The following is a 9906-nucleotide window of genomic DNA, read 5'->3' as shown; positions in this document are numbered from 1 at the left end:
TCCATCGCCTACTTGTCACCCGTCAACTACGAGAGGAGGATATGTTCAACACCGAACCCGCAACCACCGCAATGCACGGCTTGAATCCCAAGCCGTAAATCGTCCACGGAACGGGGGGAAGTCCAGAGCGAGTGTTGGCTGTCGCATTGCCCAGATCTAGCGTCAATGCCACAGAGCTTTGGGCCTTGTTGGATGCCGGCGCAGCGGATGCGTTTCTCTGGGCGTTGACGGGGTTGTAAAAGCGCGTGATTTTGGTGGGAAGCTCGGTCGCGATCGGTTGCATAGAGGGCGCGACGGCAGAGCGGCTATGCCGCCGGCGGCGAGCAGAGCTTCGGCGGCCTCGGCGCGAGGGTCGTTCTGCGCGAACGCGTAGATCGACACGTTGGTATCGAAGAACGCCTTAGCGTTCATTCGCTACTTCGCGGTCGAACTTGAATCCGGTGGGCAGGGGACGACGCAGCCTGCGGATGCGCTCGATGGCCCGCTCACGGCTCCTGTCGCGGTCGATTTCGAACGCGCGCTCGCCGACGATGCGGATCTCGATCTGATCGCCTTCCTTGAGCTTGAGCGCTTCGACCACGGCCGCTGGTAGACGTACCGCCAGGCTGTTACCCCACTTTAGCTACTTGCATGACATCACCAGAAGATATACGTTTGTCACAGTGTATCCTATGCCTTGTCGCTCCGGGCGGCAAGTCCGGATGCGGTGAACGAAGAGGACCGCATCGTTCGAGGCCTTGATTCGGTGCGGCTCGCGATCGCTTATCACACTCTACTCGGACCGACCTGCGCTAGCCTCCCAGCTTTTAATATAGACCCGGCGCGTATGGGGCCGGTGGCGGAAGCACGCCGTCCCGCGGAAGGGCACTCGCCGGTCTGGGGCGACGATCAGCGCCGTCCCCGCCGAGGTAGCCTCCGCGTACCCGAAAGCCCCTACCTCGCGGTGCCCGTCCCGTCGGACCGATGCGCCAACCGGTCGCCCCCGGGGGGTGGCAGTTTGCCACGTTTGAATCCCCCAAGTGCGTGGGATAGAATCCATGCATTCGCAGCGCGCCCGCCAGACCGTGCCGCGGGCATGAAAGGCAACCACCATGGTATTCCATTGGGTCAACGAGAGCTATGGCCTGGCCGGCCTGTATCTCATGCTGTCGCTCTTCGGGATTTGTCTCTATGCGATCCTGGCCGGGGGCAGTTACCTCATGTTTTTCGTCTTACGGCGCGAGAGGCACCATCCGGGTTACCGCCCCGATCCGAACGAGCTGTGCAGATCGGTGCTGTGGTCGCTCTATTCAGTTTCCGGAAACGCGCTCCTCATGTTGCCGCTCGAGGTATTGATCCTGTCCGGCGCGAGCGAGGTGTATTTCTCGGTGGCTGAGCATGGTTGGCCCTATCTGCTCGGGAGCATTTTCGCCGTCCTGGCCGTCGCCGAAACGTCCATCTATTGGATCCACCGCGCCCTGCATACCCGTTTTCTGTACCGGCACCTGCATGTCTTCCACCACCGGTTTCGAGAGCCCACACCGCTGGCCAGCCTGGCGTTTCATCCGCTCGATTCGTTTGCACAGGCCTTGCCCTATCATCTCTGTGCGCTCTTGTTCCCCCTGCACGTGTGGGTATACAACGGCTTCGTTACCCTAGTGACAATCTGGGCCGTCATGATCCACGATCGCATCCGCTGGACTCCATTGAACTTCGTCAACCATGCAGGATGTCACACGGCCCACCACTGGTATTTCCGGTACAACTACGGACAGTTCTTCACCTTCTGGGATCGATTGTGCGGGACCTATCACAGCCCGGCGGATCTGCCGGAACGCTTCTCCGCCTCCTGGCCGCCCCGGCGGGCAACGTGATCTGCCCCGTCATACCCGCGGCCAGCGGCCCGATGGTCCGGCCGTGCTCCATCTCACCCCACTGGAGTGGCTCGCCGGTCGCTGCCTTGATCTCCCCGCCGCGCCGGCCTACCCGTGGAGCGGCCGTCCGCGGGGCGCGCGGATACGCTCAGGCCCCCAACCACGCCAGCGCGCGTGGCGATCGAGGCAAAGCCGCCTACCCGCTACCTCTGGGCCATGCTGCTACCACGATCTATGAAAGCCAGGCCTGGGCCTGCTGGGCGCGCCGAGGATGCAAGTCTTCCCGCTCCTCGGCCCCGTTGTGGCGAGGCTATGACCTGATCGGGTTTATCACTGACCGGGGATCGATTTACCGCATCCTCGAACACCTCGGCGAGCCCCACCGGCCACCGCCCATCGCCTCGGCCCGCGGTCCACCCCGCGGCGAGGTCGACTTCGATCGACGCGAAGTCGACGCGTTTGCCTTGAGCGACCCCTGCCCGTGTATGAGTTCGACCAGCGGATGAGCTGGTAGGCGCCGTCCCACCCCGAACCTTCCTACCGCTCAAGGCCTATTTCCCAGCGCTGGCGCGCTCGCGCCCGAGCACGGGATGCCAACCCCAGAGCCCCCCAAACCCCACGGGGGCGACCCAACTGAGCGTTTCCGCCCCGTTGTGGACTGCTTTCACACCGCCAAATCACCGCCCAGCCCGTAGGAGGAAACATTGCCCCTTGACAACTAGCGTTGAAATTCCTACCCTTTATCGCCATGTCTTCCGAAACTAGCCAACAGGAAATCCAGTTCGACTTCCAAGGCATCATCACTCTTCTCGCTAAACACCTCTACAGCGAAAGAAAAGTCTTCATCCGCGAGCTGATCCAAAACGCCCACGATGCCATTCGGCGTCGCATGGCGGCAGAGCCGGGTTTCGGCGGGCGCATCGACATCTACTGCCGCCCAGAGGACGATCGGATTACATTTCAGGATAATGGCCTCGGTATGAACCGAGGCGACCTTGAGAATTACCTCTCCAGCATCGGCGCCAGCGGCACCCGCGAAGCCAAAGAAATTGAGGGCGTGATCGGCCAATTCGGCATAGGTTTCCTTTCCGCTTTCGTCGTCGCCGACACTGTCGAGGTTCTCACCCGCCGTGCGGGCGAATCTGAAGGCTGGCGCTGGTTCAACACGGGCGACAAGCAGTACACCCTCGAACCTGTCGAAGTCCCCGCTGCAGGCACTACCGTCCACGTCAAACTTAAGGAGATCGGCGACCACGCCCTTATCGCTGATGACAGGGTTAAGGAGGTCATCCGCCAATATTGTGACCTCCTCCTCGTCCCCATCCATGTCGGCGCCTCAGAAGCACCAATAAACGCCATACACATGCCTTGGGAGCGGGAAGGTGTTTCCGACGAGGAGCGACGTTTCGACTGCATGATCTACTTGGAAAAGAGGATGCGCGACAGCGTGCTGGAGACTATTCCCATCCGACTAATGGGCGAAATTGAAGCCAAAGGTGTCCTGTACATCTCACGCGCCCGCATGATCATGATCGAGCCTCCCAGAACCGTCCGGGTTTTCCAAAAGCGCATGTTCCTCTGCGAGACTGCGACAGACCGGCTGCCCAAATGGGCAACGTTCGTGAACGGCGTTATTGACACGCCGGCGCTCACGCCCACAGCCGCCCGTGATAACTTTCAACGCGACGAAAAACCTTTGGCAGACTGTGCGAAGCCCTCGGCCATGCCGTCATCTGCCATCTTGAAAGCCTCAAGAGCCGTGACCGGGACCGCCTCAACGACATCCTTAATTTCCATTCCTTCGCCTTCCGTGCTGCCTGCGATTTCTACGACGAGTTCTTCGATAAGTTAGCTCATCTTCTCGACTGGAGAGTAAACAGCGGGGAAAAGGATATAGTTATCCGCAGCGGCGAGCCACCTTCCCGACGCCTACAGATCGGGGAGACCCTTGATCTGCTGCCTACTAGCCCCGGCAGCGGCTCGAAGCGACTTGCAGCTTTCACTACGTCGAGTTCAGCCAACCAGTATTTCGAGATGGCCAATGCGAACGGTTCGATTGTGGTCAATGCGTCGCACCCTTGGGATAATAAGATTCTGGAAGAACTCTCCCGTAAGCTGAATTTCGATCTGATCTTTATGGACCGCGAGGAGGACCCCGAGCCTGTTCCGCCCCGCAGATGGCGACGGCGATGCTCCGGTAAGACGTCTCGCGGAAGTCATGGCCCAAGCCATTAGTCCGGGCGGAGCCCGCCTGCGCGTTGAGGCTCGTTACTTCCAGCCCTCCGACTTGGTTGCCGTTATCCGCGCCTCAGCCTTGACCCCCCAGTCAACTGAAAGCCCGACAGATATTAGACGACCCCAATAGTTCGCAGCGACTCCGCGAAATGGCCGCTGAACTGTTGCTCATGGCACGGGGGGAAGGCATGCGTCTCACGATCAATGGCTCGAATCCGTTTATCCAGCGCCTCGCCAAACAAAGCTTCCACTCGCTGGAAGTTCAGGACCTCATGCGCGGCGTTTACAACAACGCCATCCTATACAATCAAGAGCTGCTCACGGCCAGTAACGCCAAAATCTTCCACGACCAATTTGCAGCTTTGCTCGAGCGCAGCTTGAATTATGTCGAGGAAAGCTCTCAGCTGGAAGACGAACGCAGGAAGCTAGAAAAGGAACGCCAGCGCATGGAGGCACTTTCTCAGCCTAAACAGAAGCCGAGCACCGCACGGTGTTTCTTATGCTTCCTTTCAAAGGTTATGACTCCCTCGGGGCTGCCCTTCGCAAGGTCGTGGAGGATGAATGGGGCTTTCAACTTCATCTGGCGCGCGACCGCGTCTATTCCGAGGAACTTCGCGAGAATGTCTGGCTGCACATGGATATTGCCGACGCCTTCCTAGCCGAGCTATCGGATCACAATCCCAATGTCATGTATGAACTCGATGCCGCCCGCCATAGTGCCCGCAACCGACCGATCCTGCTTCTTTGCAAGACCCCGGAAGGAACAGTGAAACCCGAACTCCCTTCCGACCTTCAGGGACTGATTTACGTGCAGCATGACGACAAACTGCCCGTCCCCGATCTTGCCCGCTTCTTCGATGAAGAAATGCGCAAAAAGCAGAGCTTGGAGAAGCTAATCGCCGGGGCTGACCGCAAGCGGTTTGTTTCGATCAACCGGCTGAAGGAAATTCTCCATGCCTTCAGTTGGGATGGCTCCGTTTTCTCGCGCCTCGCTGGCCGCTTCCCCACAGTCGACGCTTGGCGGCAGGCGAAGAACGAAGATGTGGCTCGCGAACTGAACCGCGACGATGCTGACATAGCCCAAGTCGTGGTGCAGAGGATTAACAAGCACTTTGGAGGTCACTCCTAAACGCCGGTTTCCAAGCTGTGCCCACGGTTGGTTCACCACCCGTCGCCCGACGCCGGAAGAGGCAGCGACTAGGCTGGACGCGCTGGCCGCCTTCGCTGCCTGTCACCCGCGCGTTCCCCAGGGGGATTTGCCCCACCTACGCGCTGAACTGGCTGAACAGACCGGAGACTGGATCGGTGCCCTGAGATGGTGGGAGCAAAGTTGGGCTGATTACGATGAGAGCTATTCCGGTTACACACAATCAGGAAAAGCTGTAGGAGCGTTTCTCGTTTCTCTGAAGCTGGGTCGGGAAGAGGACGCCGCACGCTGGTTGGATCTCCTTGCGCGCACCGAGCGGGAGCGAGCCTACTCCCGTGCGTCTCTCCACCAATGCCAGACCCATCTTCCGTGGCGGGTCTGACCGCGCGGCGCTTGAAGCCGTTCGCGAAGAGCTGGAAAACGACCTTGTCGGCACGCAAAGCTCGACCAACGACACAACGCGCGACCTCCTCGCCCGTGTGCTGGTAGTTCTGCGCGTTGATCTAGACCCCGCTGACCGCTTTCACCCTGCTCGCGCCGTTCTGCGGATGCCCTTGGAGGCTCGCAAAGCCCCACAAGGGCGGCGCGCCCGCTTGTTGGCTCTGGCTGATCTCCACCTCGCTGCTGCACGCTACGCTGCGAGCCTTCCCCTCTGCGACGATCTTTACCACCGCCAGCCGTCGCCGCTTCCCGAACGCATTGTAGTCACCGACGAGGTCGATTTCATGGAGCATGTCCGCCGCTCACGCCTCCTTCTTCACCGTCTCGAATATTGGTTCCCCCGACCCACTCACTGGCTGGACGAAGTCCGTTCTCGCCAAGCGCGCGTGGACGCTTTGGTTGGTAGGCTGCCCTCTTAAGGATCGCCTAAAATTTTCTGAAGCCCGATCCATACGCCACACCTCCGTATCCGATCGCAATGGCGAGCCACGGCATCGAGGCCGCGCGGCCGGCCGAGTCTTGTATGAGCGCGAGGGAGGGGCTGACCGCCGGATCGGGTATGGGCCCCCCGATGCGCTGATGGCGATCAGCGACGAAACGTGTTCCGTATCACGTGCCTGCCGTAGATCCGGAAGGTGCGGAAGACGGTTTTGTAATCAAGCGTGCTGAAAAGCGAATCGGCGAGGCCGAACGGCAGCATGGTCGGGATCGGGCCGCGGGCATACTCGAGGATCCAGGCGTGATCGACGATGCGATAACACTTCGCCTCGCCCTTGCCCAGATAGATGGTATCCCCAGGTCTATAAACCGTCTTTCCCGTCTGCCCAGCGGCGTAATACCACATCTCGCCGTCGAGCAGAAAGCAATGGTCTTCGATGAACGAGTACCGACCGGTATGCCCGGTGGTATCGATGGGTGTGCCGAAAAAAATGAGGTACTCCTTCCACGAGGCGTACAGGATGGTCAACATACCCATCGCACCCCCGGCATTGTTGAAGAACCATTCGGGCTGGGTGGTGATCCGACCCGGAAAGCTTCTCGCAAGCTCATCCGTGATGACCTGAAACATCTCCGGGTGCGGCAGGCCGATGCCTATTTTCGAGATTTCGCACACGCGCGCGGGATCGAACACGTATCCCATCAGTCTCCTCCAGGAGCGGCTCAGATCAGTACAAGCCCGGTACGATCCGGTAAGGCACGAGTCGGCAATACCGTTCCCAGTCTTGTCCGTACTTGCCCGCGCAACGCCGGTCATCGCGTATGGCACGATGCGCAAGCAAGACTACCAGGAAAGTCACGTAGACATAGGGCATGAAATGTTCGGACAGTGCCGGTACGCTCCAGAAGAAGGCGCCCAGGATCTCCGTCAGGTAATGGAAATGGCGGCTGATCCCCCAGAAGCCGGAAGCGAGCAGGAGACTCTGGCCCGGATCGCGGGTTTCGGTGAAGTAGCGCGCACGGATGATCCGTGGCCGCATGCCCCATACCCTGCAACGGCCGTTCGTGGCGCGCACGTGCTGCCGCTGCCGATCGGCAAGGTAGGTCATCATCACGCACGTCGCGCCCAGGATGAAGATGGTGACGGCCAGTGAGATACCGAGGTGGCGCGGGTGATTGACCAGATAGAGGGTGGCGGAGGTATAGACACCCGGGAGCCATACGAGACATCCCCAGCAGATATAGAAGCCCGCGCGATCGTGGACGATATCGAGAGTCCTCAGATAACCGGTTTCCCACCAGAAAAACTTCGTGATATAGATGAGCTGCAGCGCTACGGCGACCAGCATCGAATCGCTGAGACCGTGTAGCTCGCGCTGCTTGGCGGCGAAGGAGATGATGATCACCGCCCAGCCCATCATGCCGATGCGGCAGTTGGTAAACTGCTTCACGTCCCAGCCGAGGATGCGCGGATAGAGCTCGGTACCCCGGTAGAAATCGAACCCGGGACTACCGCTGTGCTCGGTGTCACTGCTCGAGGGTGCGACCCGTCCCTTCACATACAACATGAGGCACAAGATCAGGGCGGACAGGTTGAGCGCGCCCAGGATGCCGCCGAAGTGGTCGTATACGATGCCGGGGGGAAACAGGCGCAGATAAATCGCACCGAACCAGTAGAGCGCCAGGGTGATCGCGAACGCGGAGAGGCCGTTGGCCCGGTATACGGGGATGTTTCCGCGCGGCGTGACCGGGCCGTGAAACGAGTTGCCCGGCACTACCCGCATCAACAGGAGTTGCAGCCCCCCGAACGCACCCAGGATCCTCCATGCCTCCGGCGTGCCGAACATCACCGGCCGCCAGACGGCGTAGATCGTCGTGAACAACCCCTCTCGTGAGCATAACTCCCATAGGGATAAAAGGGATCCTCCGAGCGCCACATTGGTGTACCAGAGCACGATGACAAACGGCGGGGCACAAAGCACCAGCAGAATGGATGCGAGTGTCGGCATAGGGGTGGCTATGGAATATCGTGTCTCGATGACGCGCGGCAATGAACCGACCCTCACCGGTTCGGAGCAAGTTCCGGCCGCGCCCCGACCCCCGTCAGGGAGCCGGCGGGTCGAGGGTATACCTTATCACACCCCGATCAGGTGGCGGATATGGTCACGGGCGACGGAGACGAGCTCGCCCCGGTGGGGGCGGACCCTCATCGAGCGTCCCGACGCAGGGATCGACTATGCTTATCAGGGTGAAGACCGGGATCAGAGGACCAAGCTCGTCCCGCTGGCGAAACCGACTCATCGTCGCGGCGCTCCTTGTCGGGCTCGCCGTAGGCATGGTCCGGGCCGACACGTTTCGCTGCGGTACCTCCCTCGTCAGGCCGGCGACACCTCGTTCGAGGTCTTAAAGAAGTGCGGTCGTCCGGCTTCTCAACAACAGATCTCGGGGGCCAACGAGCGCTTCGTCGAACAGTGGTACTACGAACCGGGGCCCGGGGCGTTCCAACGCATACTGACCTTCGTGGGGACCCGGCTGGTCAACATCGAAACCGTGACCCGGCCCCAGCTAGCCTATCGAGCGACACCACCGCATAGGAAACGGCCGGGGCGACACCTCGCCCCGGCCATCGCACGACCAAGGGATGACTGAAAGGGTTGATCAAACGGCGCCGTTCGAAAGGTGTTACGCAAGAGAGGAGATCTTGGATGCAACCGGCGAGCGGCCGGGCCAGGGGGGCGTTTCTGGGGCGACGCGGGCGCTCCGCGCGCTAGCTAGTGCAGGATGTCGGGGAGCGAGAGCCTGAAGACTGCGATCGGGGCGTCGAAACGCACCCCGTCGTCGCCGATCATCTGATAGCTGCCTTGCATGGTCCCGACCGGGGTCTCGATCATCGCGGCGCTGGTGTAGCGGAACGCCTCGCCCGGCCGCAGATAGGGTTGTTCGCCGACCACACCCTCGCCGCGCACCTCGCGCACCTTGCCGTTGGCATCTGTGATGATCCAGTGCCGCGTGATGAGCTTCGCAGGCAGGGTCCCGGTGTTCTCGATGGTGATGGTGTAGGCGAACACGAATTGGTTGGCCTCGGGTGAGGACTGCTCCTCGATGTAGGCGCTCTCGGAACGGACCGCGACGCGGTGATGGGCATCTGGCATACAGCGCATTTGACCGGATCGATCGCCGTGGCGCAAGCCTTTCGTCGACACAGAGGCCGGTCGCGCTACGAGCCAGTCCTGCGTCCCAGATGGCGATAGGTGATGGCCTCGGTGAGCTGCAGGGTCTCGATGATCTCGAGGTCCGCCAGATCGGCGACGTGCGGGCCTAGGATGCGGTGTACCGCGCGTGGCGGCCCAGGCGGTCGATCCACGGGCGCGGCAGTATTCGCACATCCGCATGATCGCCCGGTCGAAGGCGGACGTGACTTGGGCCCCGCGGCCGGGGCACGGAGCGCGCACGAGGCTCACGTCCGCCGAAGGTGGATTCCGCGGTCCGACAGTGCTCGGCCCGCGCGGCGGATGTTTGACCCCGAGGGGGAGGGCGCCGCAAGATGCGCGCATGCGCATCGCTTCGCTCATCGCCTCGAGCACCGAGATCGTCTGCGCCCTCGGCTTCGGCGACGATCTCGTAGGCCGCTCGCACGAGTGCGGCGCCGGGGGCCGGTGCCCGGCTGGTGGCCTCGCTCCGTGAACGGATGGCCGCTGTCGAATCGACCGCGCGCCGGCTCGCCTCCCGGCCACGCGTGGCCTGCATCGAGTGGATAGAGCCCCTCATGTCGGGTGGCAACTGGATGCCCGA

11 protein-coding genes are annotated in these 9906 nt (G+C 61.2%); 5 read left to right on the top strand and 6 right to left on the bottom strand.

The window, feature by feature from the left end:
- Positions 1-400: 400 nt before the first annotated feature.
- On the bottom strand, positions 401-604 hold the full coding sequence (locus M3461_07955; GenBank protein ID MDQ3774289.1) for an AbrB/MazE/SpoVT family DNA-binding domain-containing protein: 204 nt from the start codon (positions 602-604) through the stop codon (positions 401-403).
- Positions 605-1091: 487 nt separating this feature from the next.
- On the opposite strand from M3461_07955, the gene M3461_07950 reads away from it, so the two are divergent.
- From M3461_07950 to M3461_07935, 4 genes are all read left to right on the top strand, one after another.
- Positions 1092-1853: a sterol desaturase family protein gene (locus M3461_07950; GenBank protein MDQ3774288.1), complete on the top strand. Its 762-nt coding sequence runs from the start codon at positions 1092-1094 to the stop codon at positions 1851-1853.
- Positions 1854-2577: 724 nt separating this feature from the next.
- Entirely contained in the window at positions 2578-3705 is a 1128-nt protein-coding gene (locus M3461_07945) for an ATP-binding protein (protein ID MDQ3774287.1), read from the top strand.
- A gap of 532 nt (positions 3706-4237) precedes the next feature.
- The gene (locus M3461_07940; protein MDQ3774286.1) at positions 4238-4747 is read left to right on the top strand and encodes a hypothetical protein; all 510 of its coding nucleotides are present in this window, start codon (positions 4238-4240) and stop codon (positions 4745-4747) included.
- Positions 4723-5217: a hypothetical protein gene (locus M3461_07935; GenBank protein ID MDQ3774285.1), complete on the top strand. Its 495-nt coding sequence runs from the start codon at positions 4723-4725 to the stop codon at positions 5215-5217. The genes M3461_07940 and M3461_07935 overlap by 25 nt, the downstream gene beginning before the upstream one ends.
- 521 nt (positions 5218-5738) lie before the next feature.
- Here M3461_07935 and M3461_07930 read toward each other — a convergent pair.
- From M3461_07930 to M3461_07920, 3 genes are all read right to left on the bottom strand, one after another.
- On the bottom strand, positions 5739-5969 hold the full coding sequence (locus M3461_07930) for a hypothetical protein (GenBank protein MDQ3774284.1): 231 nt from the start codon (positions 5967-5969) through the stop codon (positions 5739-5741).
- A gap of 293 nt (positions 5970-6262) precedes the next feature.
- Entirely contained in the window at positions 6263-6817 is a 555-nt protein-coding gene (locus tag M3461_07925) for an ERG2 family protein (GenBank protein MDQ3774283.1), read from the bottom strand.
- Positions 6818-6842: 25 nt separating this feature from the next.
- Positions 6843-8123, bottom strand: coding sequence for an ERG4/ERG24 family protein (locus M3461_07920; GenBank protein ID MDQ3774282.1), 1281 nt, complete (start codon positions 8121-8123; stop codon positions 6843-6845).
- 28 nt (positions 8124-8151) lie between these two features.
- On the opposite strand from M3461_07920, the gene M3461_07915 reads away from it, so the two are divergent.
- Positions 8152-8763 (top strand): DUF2845 domain-containing protein, encoded by a 612-nt coding sequence (locus tag M3461_07915; GenBank protein MDQ3774281.1) that lies wholly within the window; start codon positions 8152-8154, stop codon positions 8761-8763.
- 122 nt (positions 8764-8885) lie between these two features.
- Here the strand turns inward: M3461_07915 and apaG are convergent, their stop codons facing one another.
- Together apaG and M3461_07905 are read right to left on the bottom strand one after the other, a co-directional pair.
- Positions 8886-9275 carry a Co2+/Mg2+ efflux protein ApaG gene (gene apaG, locus M3461_07910; GenBank protein MDQ3774280.1) on the bottom strand — a complete coding sequence of 130 codons (390 nt, stop codon included), beginning with the start codon at positions 9273-9275 and terminating at the stop codon, positions 8886-8888.
- A gap of 56 nt (positions 9276-9331) precedes the next feature.
- The gene (locus M3461_07905; protein MDQ3774279.1) at positions 9332-9478 is read right to left on the bottom strand and encodes a hypothetical protein; all 147 of its coding nucleotides are present in this window, start codon (positions 9476-9478) and stop codon (positions 9332-9334) included.
- Between the last annotated feature and the right edge of the window lie 428 nt (positions 9479-9906).

The organism is Pseudomonadota bacterium, assembly GCA_030860485.1.
Taxonomy (GTDB): Bacteria; Pseudomonadota; Gammaproteobacteria; order JACCXJ01; family JACCXJ01; genus JACCXJ01.
Note: the sequence above shows the minus strand (reverse complement) of the source record. Positions and strands in the feature narration are given on the sequence as shown.